The sequence below is a fragment of the Cupriavidus metallidurans CH34 genome (assembly GCF_000196015.1).
GTDB lineage: Bacteria > Pseudomonadota > Gammaproteobacteria > Burkholderiales > Burkholderiaceae > Cupriavidus > Cupriavidus metallidurans.
In genome coordinates, this window is record NC_007973.1 from 104,386 (window position 1) to 125,854 (window position 21,469).

22 protein-coding genes are annotated in these 21,469 nt (G+C 65.2%); 21 read left to right on the plus strand and 1 reads right to left on the minus strand.

Annotation, left to right across the window (positions count from 1 at the left end; genetic code table 11):
* The first annotated feature begins 7 nt into the window (after positions 1-7).
* From RMET_RS00500 to RMET_RS00515, 4 genes are all read left to right on the plus strand, one after another.
* Positions 8-748: an SPOR domain-containing protein gene (locus tag RMET_RS00500; protein WP_011515018.1), complete on the plus strand. Its 741-nt coding sequence runs from the start codon at positions 8-10 to the stop codon at positions 746-748.
* A 145-nt stretch (positions 749-893) separates the two neighbouring features.
* Positions 894-1,532: a thiol:disulfide interchange protein DsbA/DsbL gene (locus RMET_RS00505; RefSeq protein WP_011515019.1), complete on the plus strand. Its 639-nt coding sequence runs from the start codon at positions 894-896 to the stop codon at positions 1,530-1,532.
* Positions 1,533-1,623: 91 nt separating this feature from the next.
* Complete coding sequence (locus tag RMET_RS00510) at positions 1,624-2,421, plus strand: SDR family oxidoreductase (protein WP_011515020.1); 798 nt, start codon at positions 1,624-1,626, stop codon at positions 2,419-2,421.
* Entirely contained in the window at positions 2,421-3,263 is an 843-nt protein-coding gene (locus RMET_RS00515) for a helical backbone metal receptor (protein ID WP_011515021.1), read from the plus strand. Before RMET_RS00510 ends, RMET_RS00515 begins: the two co-directional genes overlap by 1 nt.
* On the opposite strand, the gene RMET_RS00520 is transcribed toward RMET_RS00515, so the two are convergent.
* Positions 3,264-4,343 carry an MBL fold metallo-hydrolase gene (locus RMET_RS00520; protein ID WP_011515022.1) on the minus strand — a complete coding sequence of 360 codons (1,080 nt, stop codon included), beginning with the start codon at positions 4,341-4,343 and terminating at the stop codon, positions 3,264-3,266.
* A 132-nt stretch (positions 4,344-4,475) separates the two neighbouring features.
* On the opposite strand from RMET_RS00520, the gene RMET_RS00525 reads away from it, so the two are divergent.
* The 17 genes from RMET_RS00525 (at position 4,476) to RMET_RS00605 (ending at position 21,450) form a co-directional block, all read left to right on the plus strand.
* Positions 4,476-4,910, plus strand: coding sequence for a MerR family transcriptional regulator (locus RMET_RS00525; RefSeq protein ID WP_011515023.1), 435 nt, complete (start codon positions 4,476-4,478; stop codon positions 4,908-4,910).
* A 122-nt stretch (positions 4,911-5,032) separates the two neighbouring features.
* Positions 5,033-6,214, plus strand: a complete 1,182-nt coding sequence (locus RMET_RS00530; protein WP_008642884.1) for an isovaleryl-CoA dehydrogenase — start codon at positions 5,033-5,035, stop codon at positions 6,212-6,214.
* A gap of 126 nt (positions 6,215-6,340) precedes the next feature.
* Positions 6,341-8,164: a bifunctional isocitrate dehydrogenase kinase/phosphatase gene (aceK, locus tag RMET_RS00535; RefSeq protein ID WP_011515024.1), complete on the plus strand. Its 1,824-nt coding sequence runs from the start codon at positions 6,341-6,343 to the stop codon at positions 8,162-8,164.
* On the plus strand, positions 8,161-8,832 hold the full coding sequence (gene can / locus RMET_RS00540; RefSeq protein ID WP_011515025.1) for a carbonate dehydratase: 672 nt from the start codon (positions 8,161-8,163) through the stop codon (positions 8,830-8,832). Before aceK ends, can begins: the two co-directional genes overlap by 4 nt.
* A 41-nt stretch (positions 8,833-8,873) precedes the next feature.
* On the plus strand, positions 8,874-10,058 hold the full coding sequence (locus tag RMET_RS00545; protein ID WP_011515026.1) for an acetyl-CoA C-acetyltransferase: 1,185 nt from the start codon (positions 8,874-8,876) through the stop codon (positions 10,056-10,058).
* A gap of 49 nt (positions 10,059-10,107) precedes the next feature.
* Positions 10,108-10,788 carry an SDR family oxidoreductase gene (locus RMET_RS00550; protein ID WP_011515027.1) on the plus strand — a complete coding sequence of 227 codons (681 nt, stop codon included), beginning with the start codon at positions 10,108-10,110 and terminating at the stop codon, positions 10,786-10,788.
* Positions 10,789-10,803: 15 nt separating this feature from the next.
* Entirely contained in the window at positions 10,804-11,934 is a 1,131-nt protein-coding gene (locus tag RMET_RS00555; protein ID WP_011515028.1) for an acyl-CoA dehydrogenase family protein, read from the plus strand.
* Between the two features lie 89 nt (positions 11,935-12,023).
* Positions 12,024-12,683 (plus strand): 2-hydroxychromene-2-carboxylate isomerase, encoded by a 660-nt coding sequence (locus tag RMET_RS00560; RefSeq protein WP_011515029.1) that lies wholly within the window; start codon positions 12,024-12,026, stop codon positions 12,681-12,683.
* Positions 12,680-13,363 (plus strand): HAD family hydrolase, encoded by a 684-nt coding sequence (locus RMET_RS00565; RefSeq protein WP_011515030.1) that lies wholly within the window; start codon positions 12,680-12,682, stop codon positions 13,361-13,363. Before RMET_RS00560 ends, RMET_RS00565 begins: the two co-directional genes overlap by 4 nt.
* Complete coding sequence (locus RMET_RS00570) at positions 13,360-13,785, plus strand: YchJ family protein (protein ID WP_011515031.1); 426 nt, start codon at positions 13,360-13,362, stop codon at positions 13,783-13,785. The genes RMET_RS00565 and RMET_RS00570 overlap by 4 nt, the downstream gene beginning before the upstream one ends.
* Positions 13,786-13,845: 60 nt before the next feature.
* Complete coding sequence (locus RMET_RS00575) at positions 13,846-14,775, plus strand: dienelactone hydrolase family protein (RefSeq protein WP_011515032.1); 930 nt, start codon at positions 13,846-13,848, stop codon at positions 14,773-14,775.
* 60 nt (positions 14,776-14,835) lie between these two features.
* Positions 14,836-15,624 (plus strand): enoyl-CoA hydratase/isomerase family protein, encoded by a 789-nt coding sequence (locus RMET_RS00580; protein WP_011515033.1) that lies wholly within the window; start codon positions 14,836-14,838, stop codon positions 15,622-15,624.
* 279 nt (positions 15,625-15,903) lie between these two features.
* Positions 15,904-17,310 (plus strand): adenosylmethionine--8-amino-7-oxononanoate transaminase, encoded by a 1,407-nt coding sequence (gene bioA, locus RMET_RS00585; RefSeq protein WP_049799647.1) that lies wholly within the window; start codon positions 15,904-15,906, stop codon positions 17,308-17,310.
* The gene (bioF, locus tag RMET_RS00590) at positions 17,300-18,520 is read left to right on the plus strand and encodes an 8-amino-7-oxononanoate synthase (protein ID WP_011515035.1); all 1,221 of its coding nucleotides are present in this window, start codon (positions 17,300-17,302) and stop codon (positions 18,518-18,520) included. Before bioA ends, bioF begins: the two co-directional genes overlap by 11 nt.
* Positions 18,517-19,281 carry a dethiobiotin synthase gene (gene bioD, locus RMET_RS00595; RefSeq protein WP_011515036.1) on the plus strand — a complete coding sequence of 255 codons (765 nt, stop codon included), beginning with the start codon at positions 18,517-18,519 and terminating at the stop codon, positions 19,279-19,281. The genes bioF and bioD overlap by 4 nt, the downstream gene beginning before the upstream one ends.
* A 40-nt stretch (positions 19,282-19,321) precedes the next feature.
* Positions 19,322-20,359: a biotin synthase BioB gene (gene bioB, locus RMET_RS00600; protein ID WP_008642857.1), complete on the plus strand. Its 1,038-nt coding sequence runs from the start codon at positions 19,322-19,324 to the stop codon at positions 20,357-20,359.
* Between the two features lie 149 nt (positions 20,360-20,508).
* Positions 20,509-21,450 carry a 2-hydroxyacid dehydrogenase gene (locus tag RMET_RS00605; protein WP_011515038.1) on the plus strand — a complete coding sequence of 314 codons (942 nt, stop codon included), beginning with the start codon at positions 20,509-20,511 and terminating at the stop codon, positions 21,448-21,450.
* Positions 21,451-21,469 lie beyond the last annotated feature (19 nt).

A 21,469-nucleotide genomic window follows, 5' to 3' on the forward strand; every position in this document is an offset into this window, starting at 1 on the left:
GGACTTCATGCAACAGATTGCCAAGCGCGCCCCGCGCACCGTCCGCCATACCAAGACGCAGCGTGGCGGCACGTTCCTGGGCCTAGTGCTCGGGTTGATCGTCGGCCTGGCCATTGCCGTGGTGGTGGCGCTGTACATCACCAAGTCTCCTGCGCCGTTCCAGCAGAAGGGCGGCAGTAGTGCCCCGGCCCCGCGTCCCAGCGAGCCTGGCAACGTGGTCAGCACCTTGCCGAGCCCGACGCAACAGGCGCAGCAGCCCGAGGAGCCGTCGGACCCGAACCGGCCGCTCTGGAGCAAGACGCCGGCCAAGCCGGTGGGCCAGCCCGAACAGGCGCAGCCCGGCCAGCCCGCGCCACAGGCGCCGGTGGCGACCACCCGTCCGGCCGATGCTGGCACCAACTCCGCCAGTTCCACCGTTGCCGGCAAGACCCCGGAGAAGCCTGCCGCGCGCCCGGCCGAGAAGCCGGTGGCCGACCCGATCGCGGAGATTGCCCAGGCCGATGCCAACAAGGTGGGATATCTGCTGCAGGTAGGGGCGTTCCGGTCGCAGGATGACGCCGACCGTCAGAAAGCCAACCTGGCCATGCAGGGTTTCGAGGCCAAGGTGACGGATCGCGATGTCAACGGCGTGAAGATGTATCGCGTTCGACTGGGACCGTTCAACCGCATCGACGACATGAACCGCGCACGTGACCGCCTGCAATCGGCCGGTTTCGAAGCCTCGGTGATCCGCTTTACCAAGCAGTAACAGGTTCGCGGCGGCAGGCGGTGAACCGCGCGCCGCCGCCGTGGTCATAGCCTGAGATCCGGGGCCCGGCCGGGCGCTGGACAACGCAATCCGATGCTTCGCTGTACCCTTGCATACCCTCGATAAACCGGAAGGCCCTTCGAACATGAAGAAAATCGCCGCACTGCTTGCCACCGTTGCCGCTGTCAGCGGCCTGCTGATGACCGCGCCCGCCGCCATGGCCGCGCCGACGGAAGGCAAGGACTACACGGTCCTGAAATCGCCGCAGCCCGTGCCGGCCGGCAAGATCGAGGTGACCGAGTTCTTCTGGTACGGCTGCCCGCACTGCTACGACTTCGAGCCCGAGCTTGAGGCGTGGGTCAAGAAGCAGGGTAAGGACGTGGTGTTCAAGCGCGTGCCGGTGGCGTTCCGCGACGACCTTCTGCCCCACACGAAGATCTTCTATGCGCTGGAAGCCATGGGCAAGCTGGACGCGATGCACACCAAGGTGTTCGACGCGATCCACAAGCAGCGCAAGCGCCTGCTGACCACCGATGAAATCGCCGATTTCATGGCCCAGAACGGCATCGACAAGAAGCAGTGGCTGGACACCTACAACTCGTTCTCGGTGACCACCAACTCGCAACGTGCCAACAAGATCGCCGACGCCTACAAGATCGACGGCGTGCCGACCGTGGTGGTGCAGGGCAAGTACGAGACCTCGCCTTCGATCGCCGGCACCAAGCCTGGCGCCATCCAGGCCATGGACTTCCTGGTCACGGGCGTGCGCGACAAGAAGCTCTGATCGCCGCGATCTGACCGACGACGGCCCGGCGTACCGTGTGGTGCGCCGGGCCGTTCTGTTTTGGAATCTCCGATTTCGCTATATTGACGCGATGCGACCACAGAAAATCTTTATCACCGGCGCCTCCAGCGGCATTGGCCAGGCGCTGGCACGCGCATACGCGGAGCAGGGTGCCATCCTTGGCCTGGTCGGCCGGCGCGAGGATGCGCTAAGGGCTTTCGCGGGCACGCTCCCCAATCCCGGCGCTGTGCGCGTCTATGCCGTGGACGTCCGCGACGTCGACGCCATGGGGGTCGCGGCTGCCGATTTCCTTGCGAACGTGGGCTGTCCCGACGTCGTGATCGCCAACGCGGGCGTCTCGGTGGGTACGGTGGCCAGCGAGCGCGAGGATCTGGAGGTGTTCCGCACGGTCATGGATACCAACTGGTTCGGCACGCTGACTACGTTTCAGCCATTCCTCGGGCCGATGCGCGAGCAGCCACCCGGTGCCGACGGATGGCGTGGCACGCTGGTCGGCATCGCCAGCGTGGCCGGGGTGCGGGGATTGCCCGGCGGCGGGGCCTACAGCGCATCGAAATCGGCGGTGATCAAGCTGCTGGAGAGCCTGCGGCTCGAACAGGCGCGCGAGAAGATTCGCGTGGTGACGATTGCGCCGGGTTACATCCGCACGCCAATGACGTCGCACAACCCGTACCGGATGCCATTCCTGATGGATGCCGAGGTGTTTGCGCAAAAAGCGGTGCGGCGAATTGCCGCAGGCAGCCGCTTCGCGGTGATCCCCTGGCAGATGGGTGTTGTGGCTTCGCTGCTGCACCTGATGCCGCGCTGGCTCTACGACGCGCTGTTCGCACGCGCGCCGCGCAAGCCGCGCCGCCCCCGGGACGCATGATGTGGACCGACGCAGGCGGGCAGGTACATGAGGCGGCATCCGGCGATGTCCGCATCGCATCGCTCGTGCCCTCGATCACCGAACTGCTGTTCGATCTCGGCTTGGCTGACCAGCTTGTGGCCCGTACCGGCTTCTGCATTCATCCGGAGCCAGCGGTACGCGCCGTTGCCAAGGTCGGCGGCACCAAGGATGTGAAGCTCGATCGCCTGCGCGCGCTGGCTCCGACGCACGTGGTGGTCAATATCGATGAAAACCGACGGGAGACCGTCGACGAAATCCGCACCTTCGTGCCGCACGTGATCGTCACCCATCCGTGTGCCCCGGAAGACAACCTCGCGCTCTATCGGCTGCTGGGCGGGATTTTCGGGCGCCGGCCACAGGCCGAAGCGCTGGTGGGGCAGTTACGCGGCGAACTCGATGCCATCCAGGCACAAACCTGGCCGGCCCGGCGTGTGCTCTATGCGATCTGGCAAGACCCCTGGATGACGGTGTCGCGCGCGACCTATATCAGCCGGATGCTGGCGCTGGTGAACTGGGCGACGTGGCCCGATGACGCGGATACTTCGGACACGCCGGCTGCCTGCGTCGACGGCGACTGCAGCCGCCCGAACGCGCCGGGCGAGCGCTATCCGACCTTCCGCTGGAGCGACGCGCTAGTGCGCGAGCTGGATGCCGTGCTGTTGTCGACCGAACCCTATCGCTTTACCGAGGATCATGCCGACGCGCTGGAGCGGCAGATCGGCAAGCCGGTATTGCTGGTCGATGGAGAGATGCTGTCGTGGTACGGCAGCCGCGCCGTGGCCGGCGCGCGCTACCTCAGGTCATTGGCACAGGGCTTCTGATCAGCCCGCCTTCTTGAACCGGATTACCCCATCGTCACCTACCACGCGCACCAGTTCGCCGCGGTGCCACAGCGCGTGCAGGTGGGCCAGCGCCTCGCCGATCGCGAACGTGAGTTGGTGAATGTCGAACTGGCGACGGAAGATCACGCTGACTATGTCGTGCGCGTTGCAGGGCTTTTCCGCGCACGCGGCCAGCGTTTCGGCCAGACGATCGACGTGGTGTTCGCGAAGCTGGTTGATGCGAGTGTGAAGATTGCGGAACGGACGACCGTGCGACGGCAGGATCAGCACATCCTTCGGCAGGCCTTCGTACTTGCCGAGCGAGTCCAGGTAGAGCTGCAGCGGATTGGCTTCCGGCTCCATGTCGAACACGCTGACGTTGGTCGAGATACGCGGCAGCACCATGTCACCGGAAATCAACACGTTGGTGGCCGGGTTGAACAGCGCAACGTGTTCCGGCGCATGGCCGTAACCGGTGATCACGCGCCACGACGCGGTGGCCGGGTCCGCGCCTATCTTGACCGTGTCGCCATCCATCAGCCTGCGGTACTGGGTGGGCAGGTCCGGCACCAGCGACGGGTAGTAGCTCTTGCGGGCCCGCAGCTTCTCGAGGTTGTCGGGATCGACCATGCCGTGACGGGCGAAGTGGCTGGCCGCGAAGTCGCCGCCCGCGTTCGATCCGACGCCCGAGCCGCCGGCCATCACGCGCGCCGACATGTAGTCACCCAGACTCATCCACAGCCGCACATCCCAGTGCTTGCAGAGCCAGTGCGCCAGGCCGACGTGGTCGGGGTGGCAGTGCGTGACCAGCACCCGCAGCACGGGCAGGCCTTCGAGTTCGTTGGCGAAGATGGTTTCCCAGTGCGCCTTGATGGTGTCGTTGGTGATGCCGCAGTCCACGATCGTCCAGCCGTCGCGCCCGTCGATGCGGTCACGCAGCAGCCAGAGGTTGATGTGGTCCAGCGCGAACGGTAGCGGCATGCGCAGCCAGTACACGCCAGGTGCGACTTCCTGCCGAGTGCCCGGTTCGGGCATGGTTTCGCCAAACGGGTATTGGAGCTGGTGTTCGAGTGCGTTCATGGGGCTGTCTCTGGTCGTTATAAGGCGCTAGACTTGACGCTAACGTTAACGTCAATTCGCTCTGCTTGTTCGTCATCTTAGACGAAAACTTGATTGCGCAACGAACGATCGTTCACTTTTTCCGGACGCACCATGTCGGCTCAGCCATCAACCGTTACCTACACGATTACCGATCTCGCCCGCGAGTTCGACATTACACCGCGCGCGATCCGATTCTACGAGGACCAGGGCCTGTTGGCGCCTGATCGCGAAGGGCCAAGCGGCCGGCGGCGTGTCTACAACAGCCGTGAGCGCACCCGGTTGAAGTTGACGCTGCGCGGCAAGAGGTTAGGGCTTACTCTCAATGAAATCCGCGAAATTCTGGATTTGTACGAGTCCCCGCGCGATACGGCTCCCCAACTCGAGCGCTTCCTGCATCTCCTGGCCGGCCACCGTGGCACGCTCGAGCGCCAGTTGGAAGACCTGCAGGCGCAGCTTGCCGAGATCGATCAACACGAGCGTCAGTGCCAGGCGCTGCTGGCTGCCCAACATGCCAAGAACGCTGGCAACAAGACTCCCACAGCCTGAGATTGCCGCCCCGGCGGCACACCATGCGACTTCTAATTGACGTTTACGTAAACGTCAATAAAATAGCCGACACCGACCTCATCGAACCCATCGAACCCATCGAACTAACAGGAGACACCACCATGACCGAACTACCCGGCCTGAAATTCGACCTTGGCGAAGACATCGAGATGCTGCGCGAATCGGTGCGCAACTGGGCGCAGGCCGAACTGGCGCCGCGCGCCGCCGAGATCGACCGGACCGACCAGTTTCCGATGGATGCATGGCGGAAGATGGGCGACCTCGGCGTGCTGGGCATCACGGTGGCCGAGGAGTACGGCGGCGCCAACATGGGGTACCTGGCCCACATGATCGCGATGGAGGAGATCAGCCGCGCGTCGGCGTCGGTCGGCCTGTCGTACGGCGCCCATTCGAACCTGTGCGTGAACCAGATCCACCGCAACGGCACGGCGGCCCAGAAGGCGAAGTACCTGCCGAAGCTGGTTTCCGGCGAATGGATCGGCGCGCTGGCCATGAGCGAGCCGAACGCCGGATCGGACGTGGTCAGCATGAAGCTGCGCGCCGATTTCAAGGGTGACCGCTACGTGCTCAACGGCACCAAGATGTGGATCACGAACGGGCCGGACTGCGACGTGCTGGTGGTCTACGCCAAGACCGAGCCGGACCTGGGCGCGCGCGGCATGACCGCCTTCATCGTCGAGAAGGGCATGAAGGGCTTCTCGGTAGCCCAGAAGCTGGACAAGCTCGGCATGCGCGGTTCGCACACCGGCGAACTGGTGTTCCAGGACGTGGAAGTGCCGGTCGAGAACATTCTCGGGGCCGAGAACGGGGGCGCCAAGGTGCTGATGAGCGGCCTGGACTACGAGCGCGCCGTGCTGTCGGGCGGCCCGGTCGGCATCATGCAGGCCTGCATGGACGTGATCACGCCGTACATCCACGATCGCAAGCAGTTTGGCCAGAGCATCGGCGAGTTCCAGCTGATCCAGGGCAAGGTGGCCGACATGTACACCACGCTGCAGGCCGCGCGCAGCTACCTGTACACCGTGGGCAAGAACCTGGACTCGCTGGGCACGGACCACGTGCGCCAGGTCCGCAAGGACTGCGCCGCCGTGATTCTGTACACCGCGGAGAAGGCCACGTGGATGGCGGGCGAGTCGGTGCAGATCCTGGGCGGTAACGGCTACATCAACGAATACCCGGTCGGCCGCCTGTGGCGTGATGCCAAGCTGTACGAGATCGGCGCGGGCACTTCGGAGATCCGCCGCATGCTGATTGGCCGCGAATTGTTCTCCGAAACGATGTAATCCGCCCAGTCGACTGAAAAGTGCTCTATGAGGCGTTCGGTGCCGCCATTGGGCCGGCACCGAACGCCTTTACAATCTCAACATCGCCGCCTGCCCGATTCTCACAGTCTTCGAGCCCTCCGAGCCATGTCCCACTTCCCCAAGCTGCTCTCGTCGCAGATTGCCTACGATGTGGCGCGGACCATGCTGGATGGCTTCGACAAGCACTACCGGCTGTTCCGCGAAGTCAGTATCGAGGCCAAGGCGCGCTTCGAGGTCGGTGACTGGCATGGTCTGCAGCAACTGCAGCGGGACCGCATCGCGTTCTACAACCAGCGCGTGCACGAAACCATCGTGACGCTCCAGGACGAGTACGACGCGGAGGACATCGAGGACGAGATCTGGCAGCAGATCAAGCTGCACTACATCGGCCTGCTGACGAACCATCATCAGCCCGAACTGGCCGAGACGTTCTTCAACTCGGTCTTCACGCGTATCCAGCACCGCTCGTACTTCAACAACGATTTCATCTTCGTGCGTCCCGCGATCTCGACCGAGTACATCGAGAACGAGGAGTCGCCGATCAAGCCGACCTACCGCGCCTACTACCCGGGCAGCCGCGAGGGCATGGCGGCCTGCTTCGAGCGGATCGTGAACAACTTTCAGCTCGAGCGTCCGTTCGAGGATCTCAAGCGGGATGCCGGCTATGTGGCCCGCGCGATCACCGAGCACTTCGGCGAATTCCGCATTGCGCCGAATTTCCAGGTGCATACGCTGTCGTCGCTGTTCTTCCGCAACAAGACTGCGTTCGTCATCGGCCGGGTGATCAACGGCGACCATACCTATCCGCTGGTGGTGCCGATCATTCACGCGGCATCTGGCAAGCTCGTGCTGGACACGGTGCTGCTGCACCGGGAGCAGATCCTGATCCTGTTCTCGTTCGCGCACGCCTACTTCATGGTCGACATGGAGATCCCGTCGGCCTACGTGACTTTCCTGCGAGACCTGCTGCCGCGCAAGTCGCGCGCGGAGATCTACACCTCGCTGGGTTTGCAGAAGCAGGGCAAGAACCTGTTCTATCGCGACTTCCTGCATCATCTGCAGCATTCGTCGGATAAATTCATCAGCGCGCCGGGCATCAAGGGGCTGGTGATGCTGGTGTTCACGCTGCCGTCGTTCCCATACGTGTTCAAGGTGATCCGCGATTTCTTCCCGGCGCCGAAGGAAACCACGCGCGAACTGGTGAAATCGAAATACCAGCTCGTCAAGCAGCATGACCGCGTGGGCCGCATGGCCGATACGCTCGAGTACTCCGATGTGGCGTTCCCGCTGTCCCGCTTCGACGACGCGCTGGTGCGCGAGCTGGAGCAGCACGCGCCGTCGATGATCGAGTACCAGCGCAGCAAGCAGGGCGAGGACGAGATCGTCGTGCGCCATGTCTATATCGAACGCCGCATGACGCCGCTGAACATCTGGCTTCAGGAGGGAACGGACGAGCAGGTGGATCACGGCATCCTCGAATACGGCAACGCCGTCAAGGAACTGATCGCCGCGAACATCTTCCCCGGCGACATGCTTTACAAGAACTTCGGCGTAACCCGCCACGGCCGCGTGGTCTTCTACGACTACGACGAGATCGAGTACCTGACCGACTGCAACGTCCGCCGCGTACCCGCCCCGCGCAACGAGGAAGAGGAAATGTCCGGCGAGGTGTGGTACACCGTACGTCCGCACGACATTTTTCCGGAGACCTACGGCACATTCCTGCTGGGCGATCCGCGTGTGCGCGCCGCCTTCATGCGGCATCACCCCGATTTCTTTGACGCTGCGATGTGGCAGCACCACAAAGACCGGCTCCTGGCCGGCCATGTCCATGACTTTTTTGCGTACCACAGCCAAGAACGCTTCATCCACCGCTACGGGTCCGGCGCAACCGGCCCCGCAACTGAAGAACCAAGGAGGGCAGCATGAGTGACGCCATCGCCCAGCTGTTCCGCAACAACCGCGAATGGGTAGACCGCGTCAACGCGGAAGACCCGACTTTCTTCACGCGCCTGGCCAACCAGCAGGCCCCCGAGTACCTGTGGATTGGTTGTTCCGATTCGCGCGTGCCGGCCAACCAGATTCTTGGCCTGGCGCCGGGCGAGGTCTTCGTCCATCGCAATATCGCCAACGTGATTTCGCACAGCGATCTGAACGCGCTGTCGGTGCTGCAATTCGCTGTCGATGTGCTCAAGGTTCGCCACGTGACCGTGGTGGGCCACTACGGCTGCGGCGGCGTGAAGGTGGCGCTCAAGCGCGAGCGCGTCGGCCTGGCCGACAACTGGCTGCGCCACGTGCAGGATGTGGCCGACAAGCACGCGGGCTATCTGGGCACCGTGCTGCGCGAGGACGACGCGCATACCCGCCTGTGCGAGCTGAACGTGATCGAGCAGGTCAACAACGTCTGCCAGACCACCGTGCTCCAGGATGCCTGGGCGCGCGGTCAGGCCGTCACGGTGCATGGCTGGGTCTACGGCGTGTCCGACGGCCTGCTGCGCGATCTCGGCATGGCCGCCAGCAACAATGACGAACTGCACGCGCAGATTGCAGCCGCGCTGCGCCAGTACGGCGATCCGCCACAAGCATCGATTCGCTGATTTCAACCCACGAAGCTCCACCCCTGCTTCAGGAGACAGACATGCAGAAGGACCCAGTCGTTATCGTTTCCGCGGTGCGTACCCCGATGGGTGCGTTCCAGAGTGAACTGAGCAGTCTGATGGCGCCGCAGCTTGGCGCCGCCGCGATCCGCGCGGCGGTTGAGCGCGCGGGCATCAAGCCTGAGCAGGTGCAGGAGGTGGTGTTCGGCTGTGTGCTGCCAGCCGGACAGGGTCAGGCGCCCGCCCGACAGGCCGCGCTTGGCGCGGGCCTGCCGCTCGACGTGGCGTGTACCACCGTCAACAAGATGTGCGGCTCCGGCATGCGTGCGGCGATGAGCGTCTACGACGGCCTGCTGGCCGGATCGTTCGATATCGCCGTGGCCGGCGGCATGGAAAGCATGACCAACGCGCCATACCTGGTGCCGAAGGCGCGTGGTGGCTATCGCATCGGCCACGGCATGATCTACGACCACATGATGCTGGACGGCCTGGAGGACGCGTACGACAAGGGCCGGGCCATGGGCACTTTCGGCGAGGACTGCGCCGCCAAGTACCACTTCACGCGCGAACAGCAGGATGCGTTCGCGATGGAGTCGGTGCGCCGCGCCCAGCGTGCCACCGAGCAGGGCGACTTCCGCTGGGAGATCGTGCCGGTGACGGTGTCGGGCAAGGGTGGCGATACCGTCATCGACACCGATGAGGGGCCGCGCCGCATCAAGGTCGACAAGATCCCGTCGCTGAAGCCGGCGTTTGCCAAGGACGGCACGATTACCGCTGCGTCGTCGTCGTCGATCAATGACGGCGCCTCGGCGCTGGTGATGATGCGCGAATCCACCGCGAAATCGCTCGGGTTGCAGCCAATCGCCAGAATGCTCGGCCATACCTCCCACGCACAGGCGCCGGGCTGGTTCACCACCGCGCCGGTGGAGGCCATCGCCAAGCTGTATCGCAAGCTCGACTGGAACACTGGCAGCGTCGATCTGTTCGAAATCAACGAGGCCTTTGCCGTGGTGCCGATGGCCGCGATGCACGATCTCGACATTCCGCGCGACAAGGTCAACATCCATGGCGGCGCATGCGCGCTGGGCCATCCGATCGGCGCGTCCGGCGCACGTATCATGACCACGCTGATCGGCGCATTGCGCAAGACCGGCGGCAAGCGCGGCGTGGCCAGCCTCTGCATCGGCGGCGGCGAAGCCACTGCGGTCGGCATCGAACTCTACTGAAGTTACGGACGTTACTGACGCGCTCGCAATCATCCACAGGAGGCTGAACATGCCCACCGCTCTCGTCCTCGGCGCCTCGCGCGGCCTGGGTCTCGAATTTGTCCGGCAGTACCGCGCCGATGGCTGGCGCGTCATCGCCGCCGCGCGTAGCGACGAGGGCGTTGCCGCGCTCACGGCGCTCGGCGCGGAAGCGCACAAGCTCGACCTCACCGACGCGGCCGCCGTGGCGGGGCTCGCCTGGAAGCTCGATGGCGAGACGCTGGACGTGGCGATCTACAACGCCGGCGTGATCGGCCCGCGTTCGGAAACGGCGGAACCGGTGACCCGCGAGGAATTCGACGCGGTGATGCACACCAACGTGCTCGGTCCGATGATGGCGCTGCCGGTGCTGCTGCCGTTCGTCGAATCCGGCAATCATGGCCGCGGTGGCGTGCTGGCGGTGCTGTCGTCGCGCATGGGCAGCATCGGCGCGATGGACAGCAACCGTAGCTGGCTCTATCGCGTGAGCAAGGCATCGGTGAACGCCGCGCTGAAGTCCGTTTCGCTCGATGCGCGCCATGCGATCTGCGTGGCACTGCATCCGGGCTGGGTGCAGACCGACATGGGTGGCCCGAAAGCCGACCTCACGCCGCAGCAGAGCGTGGCGGGTATGCGCCGCGTGCTGGCCGGCGTAGCGCGTCACGATAACGGCAGCTTCCACAACTACGACGGTACGTCGATTCCCTGGTAAGAGACCCGGTACAACATGCTGCTGACCCCTGAACAGGAAATGATCCGTGACGCCGTGCGGCAGTTCGCGCAGGACGTCATCGCGCCGCAGGCCGCCCGATGGGATCGCGACAAGACGTTCCCGAAGGACGTGCACAAGGAACTGGCGCGTCTGGGTGCCTACGGCGTGGCCGTGCCCGAAGCCCTTGGCGGCGCCGGGCTCGACTATCTGTCGCTCGCGCTGATCCTGGAAGAGATCGCGGCCGGAGACGGCGGCACCTCCACTGTCATCAGCGTCAACAACTGCCCGGTGTGCAGCATGCTGATGGCCTTCGCCAGCGACGCGCAGAAGCAGCAGTGGCTGGTGCCGCTGGCGCAAGGTGACATGCTCGGCGCATTCTGCCTGACCGAGCCGCACGTCGGCTCCGACGCATCGGCGTTGCGCACCACGGCCACGCGCGATGGCGACCACTACGTGCTCAACGGCGTGAAGCAGTTCATCACCAGTGGCAAACATGCCGACGTGGCGATCGTGATGGCCGTGACCGACAAGGCCGCGGGCAAACGCGGCATCAGCGCATTCCTGGTGCCGACGTCAACGCCCGGCTATATCGTCGCGCGTCTGGAGGAAAAGCTGGGCCAGCACTCTTCCGACACCGCGCAGATCGTGTTCGAGAACTGCCGGATTCCGGCCGCGAACATGCTTGGCGAGGAGGGCGCCGGCTACAAGATGGCGCTCTCCGGTCTCGAAGGTGGCCGCATCGGTATCGCTTCCCAAAGCATCGGCATGGCGCGCGCGGCATTCGAGGCGGCGCTGGCCTACGCCAAGGAGCGCGAGAGCTTCGGGCAGCCGCTGTTCCAGCACCAGGCCGTGCAGTTCCGGCTTGCCGATATGGCGACGCAGATCGACGTGGCGCGCCAGATGGTGTGGCATGCCGCATCGCTCAAGGATGCCGGCCGGCCCTGCCTGAAGGAAGCGGCCATGGCCAAGCTTTTCGCCAGCGAGATGGCCGAGCGGGTATGCTCGGATGCCATCCAGGTGTTCGGTGGCTACGGCTACGTGACCGATTTCCCCGTCGAGCGCATCTATCGCGATGTGCGCGTGTGCCAGATCTATGAAGGGACCAGCGATATCCAGAAGATCCTGATCGCCCGCGCGCTTGGCTGACAGGCATCTCGAATACGAAGACGAACACAAGTACGAACACGAGTATCCGCACTTTCCTCAACTGTTGTCCGTGAACCGGAGCCTTTGCGATGACCGCCCCCATCGACTTCTACTTCGATTTCTCCTCGCCCTATGGCTACTTCGCCAGCACGCGCATCGACGATATTGCCCAGAAGTACGGCCGCTATGTGATCTGGCATCCGATCCTGCTCGGCGTGGTGTTCAAGACAACCGGCTCGTCGCCGCTTCCCAGCATTCCGCTCAAGGGCGATTACTGCTGGCGTGATTTCGAGCGGACCTCGGAATTCAACCATATCGACTACAAGCGGCCCACGCATTTCCCACTGCCGACGCGACATGCAGCGCGCGCGATGCTATGGCTGCAGAACAACCACGGTGCGGATGTGGCCACGGCGTTTGCCAAGGCCGTGTATCGCGCGCTGTTTGTCGACGACATCAACATTGCCGAACCCGCCGAACTGGCGAAGCTGGCCGAGCCGCTCGGCGTCGACCCGATCGCCATGAACGAAGGTGCCAACAACTACCAGATCAAGGACCAGCTCAAGGCCGAGATCGACGTGGCGATGGCCAAGGGTGTGTTCGGCTCGCCGTTCGTGATCGTCGACGGCGAACCGTTCTGGGGCTTCGACCGCTTCGACCAGGTCGAAGCCTATCTGAAGAGCCGGCGGCAGACCGAACTGCGCGCCGTCGGCGGTAACGAACTCAACAAGGAAAAGAAACCCGCATGACCGCAGCAAACCAGGCCGCACGCTTCGATTGCGTGATTTTCGATTGTGACGGCGTGCTCGTCGATAGCGAACCGATCGTGCATCGCGTGCTGAATCGCGTGCTGAACGAGATTGGTATCGAGATCACGCTCGAGGAATCCATGAAGTGGTTCCTCGGACGCGCGGTGCGTGACGAGCTTGGCAATATCGAGGCGCGCCTGGGCAAGCCATTGCCCAGGAATTTCCTGTCCGAGTGGTTCGTGCGTCGCGACGCGGCACTCATCGAGGAACTGGAAGCCGTGCCGCACGTCCGTCAGGCGATCGAAGCCGTCAAGGCACGTGGCCTGCCGGTGTGCGTGGCGTCCGGCGCCGACCGCATCAAGGTCAAGCTGCAGTTGAACCACACGCAGCTGGTGGAACTGTTCACCGACGATGCCGCGCGCGAGCACATCTTCTCGGCTACCGAAGTGGAGCACAGCAAGCCCGCGCCCGACGTGTACCTGCTGGCTGCGCGCACGATGGGCGTCGATCCGTCGCGCTGCGCGGTGATCGAGGACAGTCCCACCGGCGCCACGGCGGGCGTGGCTGCCGGCATGACGGTGTTTGGCTACGCCGCGAGCACCAACGCCGACGCCTTGCGCGCGGTTGGCGTGACGACGATCTTCACTGACATGCGCGAGTTGCCGGGGCTGATCGGATGACGAACAAGGGTCGGGCCGGCACCGGCCCGGCACCGTGCCCCTGCGGCAACGGCGCCTACGACACGTGCTGCGGCCGCTTCCATCGTGGCGAGGCATCGCCACCCACGGCGGAGGCGCTGATGCGGTCGCGTTACAGCGCCTATGTGCTGGGTGACGTGAGCTGGCTGCGGCAGACCTGGCACGCGTCGACCTGCCCGCCGGACCTCTCGGCCGATCCCGGCACGAACTGGCTCGGGCTGACCGTGAAGTCCCACGCGCAGCAGGACGCCACGCACGCCACAGTCGAGTTCGTCGCGCGTTACAAGGTGGGGGGCCGCGCGCACCGGCTGCATGAGCTGAGCCGTTTTGTATTCGAGTCGCGTGAGCCGGGCGAAGCGTCGCGCTGGCTCTACGTGGATGGTGACCTGCGCGAACCGGCCTGACCGGCGCTGCAATACATCCTGGCGAATTGCGCCAGTAACGTTTTCTGAAGAAGGTTGGTTGTGAAGTCTCGCGTCGTCTCCTCCATCTGCGGCATCGCGGCCGCGCTCGCTGGCCTGGTCTGGTGCGCGACGGCCATCGCGCAGGTGGCTCTGCCCGCGCATACGATCGAGCAGGTCGTGATGGTGCCGAAGGTCGGCGCGGAGGACACGGTGGACCTGGAAACGACGATCTTCCGGCCACCCGGCGAAGGACGCCGGCCGCTCGTGGTGATCAACCACGGCAAGACGCCGGGCAAACCGGCGTTTCAGCGACGTGCGCGCTTTGCCGCGCAGACCGCCGAATTCGTGCGGCGCGGTTTTGTGGTGGCACTGCCAATGCGGCAAGGCTTTTCCAAGTCTGGCGGCAAGTATGTCGGCGGAAGCTGCGATGTCGGCGCGAACGGCATGGCGCAGGCGGAGGATGTGATCGCCGCGCTTGATTACCTAGTGCAGCAGCCCTACGTGGACCCGACACGCATCGTCGTGATCGGCCAGTCGTTTGGCGGCCTGTCGACCATGGCGCTGTCCACGATCGGCTATCCGGGCGTGGTCGGCGTGATCAACTTCGCTGGCGGGCTGCGCAATGAAAGCTGCAGCGGCTGGGAAAACAACCTGGTTGATGTGTTCGGCGACTACGGCCGCGGCGCGCGCTATCCGTCGCTCTGGATCTATGGCGACAACGATCGCTTCTGGCCGTGGCCGTTGCCGGAGCGGATGTTCAACAGCTACAAGGCCAACGTGAGCGGCGCGGCAAAGGACACCCACTTTGTCGACGTCGGCGAGTTCGATGGCGATTCACACCAGCTTTTCAGCGATAGCGCGGGCATCGCCGTATGGCTGCCAGAGGTGGAAACCTTCTTCCGCGACCACGGCCTGCCTTTCGACGTGGAGCCGCCGGAGGCAGAGCCCGTCACGCGCGGCGTGACCAGCAACCGGCGCCAGAAATCCTGAATTGGCCGCATTCGACGGAATTCGGCCCCGTCCATTACACATCCGTTTCTCGGAGGAGACATGCAATTCACCACGCTTACGGTTACCGCTGAACGCCACGTTGCGACGGTCACGCTCAATCGTCCCGACGTCCGCAACGCATTCAACGAGACGGTCATCGCGGAACTGACCGGTGCGTTCCGTGCGCTTGGCGATACGCCCGACGTGCGCGCGATCGTGCTGGCGGGCAACGGCCCGGCCTTCTGCGCCGGCGCGGATCTGAACTGGATGAAGAAGATGGCCGGTTACTCGAATGACGAGAACCGGGCCGACGCGCTGACGCTGGCGCAGATGCTGCACACGATCTGGTCCTGCCCGAAGCCCGTGATCGCGCGTGTGCACGGCGATACTTATGCCGGCGGCGTGGGGCTGGTGGCGGCATGCGATGTGGCGGTAGCGGCCGAGGGCGTGAACTTCTGCCTGTCCGAAGCGCGCCTGGGCCTGTTGCCGGCGACGATCAGCCCGTATGTGATTCGCGCGATGGGCGAGCAGGCCGCGCGCCGCTACTTCATCACCGCAGAGCGGTTCGATGCGGCGGAAGCGCTGCGCATCGGCTTCGTCCATGCCACGGTGCCGGCGGCGGGGCTCGACGCCAAGGTGGCCGAACTGGCCGCGACGCTGGTCGGCAACAGCCCGAATGCCGTGCGCGAAAGCAAGCGGCTGGTGCAGGACGTGGCCGGCCGCGCCATCGACAAGGACCTGCTGACCGATACCGCGGACCGGATCGCCGTCATCCGCGCGTCAGAGGAGGGCCGCGAAGGCGTGCGTTCGTTCCTGGAAAAGCGCGCGCCTGCCTGGAAGCCGCAGTAACGGCAATCGGGCGCCAGCCCTCTCGCGCCCGCGGGAGGGTGCGACCCCGCCACATCGAGAGATTTTTTTTGTAGTGCGTTAGCCGATGTTATCGGCGCGTAGCAGGTAGCAGGGCGAAGTGCACGGCACTGCGGGCGGCAAGATCGTCCAACGTCTGTGAAATTGCACTCAACTGGCTGAGTGCGGCCGGTTTGCCAATCCGGCGGGGACCTTTCTACCATGAGCTTCCCACATCCGGCCGCGCGCGATGCGCGGGCGGACACTCATAGGAGAGTCCCTTTGACACATCCTGTCCTCGATTCCGGAGGCGGTGACACGTCGCTCGCGGCACGCAGCCAGCGCGCCGTGTGGCATCCGTGCACGCGCCTGCGTCCCGACGCCAGCGCCAACGAGCCGCCGCTCGCCATTGTGCGTGGCGAAGGGCCCTGGTTGATCGACGCTGGCGACAAGCGCTACTTCGATGCCATCAGCTCCTGGTGGGTCAATCTGTTCGGCCATGCCAACCCGGCCATCAACGCCGCCATCGGCGAACAACTGCAGACACTGGAACACGTGATGCTGGCCGGCTGCACGCACGCACCGGCCGTGGAACTGGCCGAGCGGCTGACGGCGCTTACCGGTGGCGCGCTCGGCAACGCGTTCTATGCGTCCGATGGTGCCTCTGCCGTCGAGATCGCGCTCAAGATGAGCTTCCACTACTGGCGCAACACCGGCCTCACGGCCAAGCGCGAGTTCATCTGCCTGCGCCATGGCTATCACGGCGAAACCGTGGGTGCACTGGCCGTGACCGACGTGGAGATCTTCCGCGATGCCTACGATCCGCTGACGCGCCGCGCCCACGTGGTGATGTCTCCCGATGCACGCCAGGCCGCGCGTAGCGAATCCGCCGCCGATGTGGCCACCCGGGCGCTGGCTGAACTCGAAGCACTGCTGCGCGAGCGTGCCGGCCAGATCGCGGCGCTGATCGTCGAGCCGCTGGTGCAGGGCGCGGCCGGCATGGCGATGTACGACCCGTCGTATCTCGAAGGCGCGCGCGCGTTGTGCGATCGCTATCGCGTGCACCTGATCGCCGACGAGATCGCTGTGGGCTGTGGCCGCACCGGCACGTTCTTCGCCTGGGAGCAGGCACGCGGCGGCGACGCGGTGCCCGCACATGCCTGGCCGGACTTCCTGTGTCTGTCGAAGGGCATTACCGGCGGCTACCTGCCGCTGTCGCTGGTGCTGTCGCGTCCCGAGATCCAGCGTGCGTTCGTGGCCGACGATATCGCGCGCAGCTTCCTGCATTCGCATTCGTACACGGGCAATCCGCTGGCCTGCCGGGCCGCGCTGGCCACGCTGGACCTGTTCGAATCCGAAGATGTGCTCGCCCGCAACCGCGAGCGCGCGCAATGGCTTGGCACGGCGATGGCCGGTATTGCCGCCGACCCGCGCGTCAGCCACGTGCGCCAGCGCGGCATGATCTGGGCCGCCGACATCGACCCGCAGGCAGCGGGGGCGAACTTTGCCGGACGCTTCCATCTGGCCGCGCGCGAACGCGGCGTGCTGGCGCGCCCGATCGGGCACACGCTCTACGTGATGCCGCCGTATGTTTTCGATGCCGAGCTGGCCAACTGGCTCGGTGAACAATTGCTGGACACGCTGCAGGCAGTGCTCGATCCGGCGGAGGAGGCACGCCATGCTGCTTGATCACCTGAAACGCGCGGCCGCGGAACGCGATGCCCAGTCGCTGACGCGCCGTCGCCGCATTGCTCACACGGCCTGCGCGCCGCACCAGTCGGTGGGCGGGATCGACGCCACGCCCACGCCGCTGCTCACGTTCTGCAGCAACGACTACCTGGGCCTGGCCAATCACGGCTCGATCGCGCACGCGCTGGCCGAAGGCGCGCATCGCTACGGTGCGGGCAGCGGGGCATCGCACCTGGTCAGCGGACATTCGCTGGCGCATGCGCAGCTCGAGCGTGAACTGGCGCGCTGGCTGGCACCTTACATCCCACAGGCGCAGGCGCTGTATTTCTGCACTGGCTACATGGCAAACCTGGCGGTGCTGACGTCGCTCGGCGCGACTGGTGCGACGCTGTTCTGCGAATCGCTCAACCATGCCTCGCTGATCGACGGCGCGCGTCTGGCGCGTGCCGATGTCCAGCGCTACCCTCATGGTGATGCAGGGGCGCTTGACGCGCTGCTGGCGGCCAGCACGACCGCGCTGAAGCTGATCGTGACCGATAGCGTCTTCAGCATGGATGGCGATATCGCACCGCTGGCGGCGCTGCTGGAAGTCGCCGAACGCCACGATGCATGGATCATCGTCGACGACGCGCACGGCTTTGGCGTGCTCGGCGAGAACGGCCATGGTGTGCTCGAACACCTGGGCCTGCGTTCAGAGCGGCTGATCTACATCGGCACGCTCGGCAAGGCCGCTGGCGTGGCGGGCGCGTTCGTCGCGGCGCACGAGACGATCGTCGAACACCTGATCAACACGGCGCGCCCGTACATCTACACCACGGCAGCACCGCCGGCGGTTGCCCACGCGCTGCTGACGAGTCTGGAAATCATCGCTGGCGAGGAGGGGCGCTCCCGCCGGGCGCATCTGACCGGGCTGATCGCGCAACTGCGCGCGGGGCTCGCGGTGCTGGCTGCCCAGGCCGGGTGGTCGCTCGGTGAGAGCGAGACCGCCATCCAGCCGCTGATCGTTGGCGACAATGCCGCCGCGCTGGCGCTGTCGGCCGCCCTCGAAGCCGAAGGCATTCGCGTTGGGGCGATTCGCCCGCCGACGGTGCCTGCCGGTACCGCGCGGCTGCGCATCACGCTGTCGGCATCGCACTCTGCAGCCGACGTGGCGCGACTGCTGGAGACCATCGCGCGCGCCGCGCCCCAACTGCACAAGGAGGCTGCATGACCGGCATCGCCGACCGGCCAGAGCGCTTCGCCTGCTTCATCACCGGTACCGATACCGGCGTGGGCAAGACGCATGCGACCGCCACGCTGCTGCACGCGCTGCATGGCGCGGGTTACAGCACGGTGGGCATGAAGCCTATCGCCGCGGGCGGAGAATGGCTCGACGACCAGTGGCAGAACGACGACGTCGATCAGCTTCGCGCGGCCGGCTCCGTGATCGTGCCGCAGGAAAAGATGTGCCCGTTCTTCTTTCGCACGCCGGTATCGCCGCATCTGGCCGCCGCGCTCGAAGGCGCGCGCATTACGCCCGAGCCGATTCGCGATGCATTCGAATCGTTGCGTCAGCGCGCCGAGGCCGTGGTGGTCGAAGGTGTGGGTGGCTTCATCGTGCCGCTCGACATGGGCGCCGCGCGCTGGAACACGGCGGACCTGGCCGTAATGCTCGACCTGCCGGTGATCATGGTGGTCGGTATCCGCCTGGGTTGCCTCAGTCACGCCATGCTGACCGCCGAAGCGATTCGCGCACGCGGCCTCAGGCTGGCTGGCTGGATCGCCAACCGTATCGACCCCGACATGCTGCTGCCAAGCGAGAACATCGTCACGCTGCAGGATGCGCTGGGCGCGCTTGACGCACCGCTGCTGGGCGAACTGCCGTGGCAGGTCGCGCCCGCCGTGGCAGCCCAGTACCTCGACCTCGCGCCGCTGCTGTCGGCCGCGCCGTCCGTTGTCCCCCATCACAGTGCCGCGACGCATCGCGCGTGAAGTGGCCAAACCGAATCCACTACCGAACCCCATACCGATCATGACGCAACAAGCCAACCAGACCGTCGCCACCATTTCCGCCGAAGCCCTGCGCCAGTCGGCCCGCAATATCGCGGCCGCCGCGCCGAAGGAGGGCGATGCATGGCGTGTCGACGATGTCGCCGCACTGTTCGCACTGCCGTTCAACGACCTGCTGTTCCGCGCCCAGCAAGTGCATCGCGAGCACTTCGATGCCAACACCGTGCAGCTTTCCACGCTGCTGTCGATCAAGACTGGTGGTTGCGAGGAGGACTGCGGCTACTGCCCGCAGAGCGCCCACCACGATGCGGGCGTGAAGGCTGAAAAGCTGATGGACCTTGAGGCCGTGCTCGACGCCGCCAAGGCGGCCAAGGCCAACGGCGCCACGCGCTTCTGCATGGGCGCGGCATGGCGCGAGCCGAAGGAACGCCACCTCGAGCCCGTGATCGACATGGTGCGCGAGGTCAAGGCGATGGGCCTGGAAACCTGCGTGACGCTGGGGATGCTCAAGGCCGAACAGGCGCAGCGTCTGAAGGACGCGGGCCTCGACTACTACAACCACAACCTCGATACCTCGCCCGAGTTCTACGGCAAGATCATCACCACGCGCACGTACCAGGATCGGCTGGACACCATCGGCCATGTGCGCGAAGCCGGCATCAACGTCTGCTGTGGCGGCATCGTCGGCATGGGCGAAGCCCGAGAGGCGCGTGCCGGCCTGATCGCGCAACTGGCCAATATGGACCCGTACCCGGAGTCGGTGCCCATCAACAACCTGGTACAGGTGGAAGGCACGCCGCTGGCGGGCACCGAGGCGCTGGACCCGTTCGAGTTTGTCCGCACGATCGCGGTGGCGCGTATCACGATGCCGCGCGCGATGGTGCGTCTGTCCGCTGGCCGCGAAGCCATGGATGAGGCGCTGCAGGCACTGTGCTTCATGGCCGGCGCGAACTCGATCTTCTACGGCGAGAAGCTGCTGACCACCGGCAATCCCCAGGCTGACCGCGACCGCGCGCTGCTGGCGCGTCTGGATATCCGCGCCGAGGGCTACGCGGGGTAAGCTGCCCTGGCACCTGTTTTCCACAACGTGGGAAACAGGTGCCTCCCATCGATCCGCCATGCGGAACGCGCTTCCGCAATCCAACCGCTGGCCCGCGACCTCTGCCAAAATACTTCATCCCATCCCCCAAAAAGAAAACTGGAGTCGAGATGAAGTTGCAGCTGTACGTGCCGGATGGCCGCTATGCCCCGTGGATCGATGGTTTCGCCGAAGTACTGCCGGAAGCGCAGTGCGTGACCTGGGAAGACAGCCAGGGCCAGTCCGTGGACTACGCAGTGGTGTGGCGTCCGCCGGTGGAAATGCTGCGCGGCCGTACCGATCTCAAGGCCATCTTCAATCTCGGCGCTGGTGTCGACGGTATCCTGAAGCTGAATGCCCAGCATCCCGATGCCCTGCCGGCCGGCGTGCCGATCATCCGGCTCGATGACGCCGGCATGGCGGCCCAGATGGCCGAGTACGTCACGGCCGCCGTGCTGCGTTACTTCCGCCGGCTCGATGTGTACGACGCGCAGGAACGCGCCGGCACGTGGAAATTCCAGAAACCGCATCGTCGTGCCGATTTCACGATCGGCGTGATGGGTGTTGGCACGCTCGGCGCCCATATCGCCCGCACGCTGGCTGGCTTCGGCTTCCCGGTGCGCGGATGGAGCCGCTCGCCGAAGACGGTGGACGGCGTGCAATCGTTCCACGGTGAAGACGGGCAGGCCGCCTTCCTCGATGGCTTGCGCGTGCTGGTCAACGTGCTGCCGCTGACGCCCGAGACCCAGGACATCATCGACACGGGCCTGCTGCATCGCCTGGCGCACGGCGCCTACCTGATCAACGTGGCGCGCGGCCAGCACCTCGTGGAAGAGGATCTGCTCGCCGCCGTGCGTGAAGGACAGATCGCGGGTGCCACGCTTGACGTGTTCCGCACCGAGCCGCTGCCTGCCGATCATCCATACTGGCAGGAGCCGCGCATCACGATCACGCCGCACATCTCGGCGCTGACGCTGCGCGAGGACAGCATTGCGCAGATCGCCGGCAAGATCCGCCTGCTCGAGTCGGGCAAGCCGATCGCCGGCGTGGTGGACCTGCAGCGCGGCTACTAGACCGCGACGCGCCCAGACA

Coding starts and splice junctions, on each gene's coding strand:
- RMET_RS00525 (WP_011515023.1), top strand. CDS start 4,476: ATGTCGGCTCAGCCATCAACCGTTACCTACACGATTACCGATCTCGCC.
- RMET_RS00515 (WP_011515021.1), top strand. CDS start 2,421: ATGTGGACCGACGCAGGCGGGCAGGTACATGAGGCGGCATCCGGCGAT.
- RMET_RS00580 (WP_011515033.1), top strand. CDS start 14,836: ATGCAATTCACCACGCTTACGGTTACCGCTGAACGCCACGTTGCGACG.
- RMET_RS00505 (WP_011515019.1), top strand. CDS start 894: ATGAAGAAAATCGCCGCACTGCTTGCCACCGTTGCCGCTGTCAGCGGC.
- RMET_RS00530 (WP_008642884.1), top strand. CDS start 5,033: ATGACCGAACTACCCGGCCTGAAATTCGACCTTGGCGAAGACATCGAG.
- bioB (WP_008642857.1), top strand. CDS start 19,322: ATGACGCAACAAGCCAACCAGACCGTCGCCACCATTTCCGCCGAAGCC.
- RMET_RS00570 (WP_011515031.1), top strand. CDS start 13,360: ATGACGAACAAGGGTCGGGCCGGCACCGGCCCGGCACCGTGCCCCTGC.
- RMET_RS00550 (WP_011515027.1), top strand. CDS start 10,108: ATGCCCACCGCTCTCGTCCTCGGCGCCTCGCGCGGCCTGGGTCTCGAA.
- RMET_RS00565 (WP_011515030.1), top strand. CDS start 12,680: ATGACCGCAGCAAACCAGGCCGCACGCTTCGATTGCGTGATTTTCGAT.
- aceK (WP_011515024.1), top strand. CDS start 6,341: ATGTCCCACTTCCCCAAGCTGCTCTCGTCGCAGATTGCCTACGATGTG.
- RMET_RS00545 (WP_011515026.1), top strand. CDS start 8,874: ATGCAGAAGGACCCAGTCGTTATCGTTTCCGCGGTGCGTACCCCGATG.
- RMET_RS00500 (WP_011515018.1), top strand. CDS start 8: ATGCAACAGATTGCCAAGCGCGCCCCGCGCACCGTCCGCCATACCAAG.
- RMET_RS00605 (WP_011515038.1), top strand. CDS start 20,509: ATGAAGTTGCAGCTGTACGTGCCGGATGGCCGCTATGCCCCGTGGATC.
- can (WP_011515025.1), top strand. CDS start 8,161: ATGAGTGACGCCATCGCCCAGCTGTTCCGCAACAACCGCGAATGGGTA.
- RMET_RS00520 (WP_011515022.1), bottom strand. CDS start 4,343: ATGAACGCACTCGAACACCAGCTCCAATACCCGTTTGGCGAAACCATG.
- RMET_RS00560 (WP_011515029.1), top strand. CDS start 12,024: ATGACCGCCCCCATCGACTTCTACTTCGATTTCTCCTCGCCCTATGGC.
- RMET_RS00555 (WP_011515028.1), top strand. CDS start 10,804: ATGCTGCTGACCCCTGAACAGGAAATGATCCGTGACGCCGTGCGGCAG.
- bioD (WP_011515036.1), top strand. CDS start 18,517: ATGACCGGCATCGCCGACCGGCCAGAGCGCTTCGCCTGCTTCATCACC.
- bioF (WP_011515035.1), top strand. CDS start 17,300: ATGCTGCTTGATCACCTGAAACGCGCGGCCGCGGAACGCGATGCCCAG.
- RMET_RS00510 (WP_011515020.1), top strand. CDS start 1,624: ATGCGACCACAGAAAATCTTTATCACCGGCGCCTCCAGCGGCATTGGC.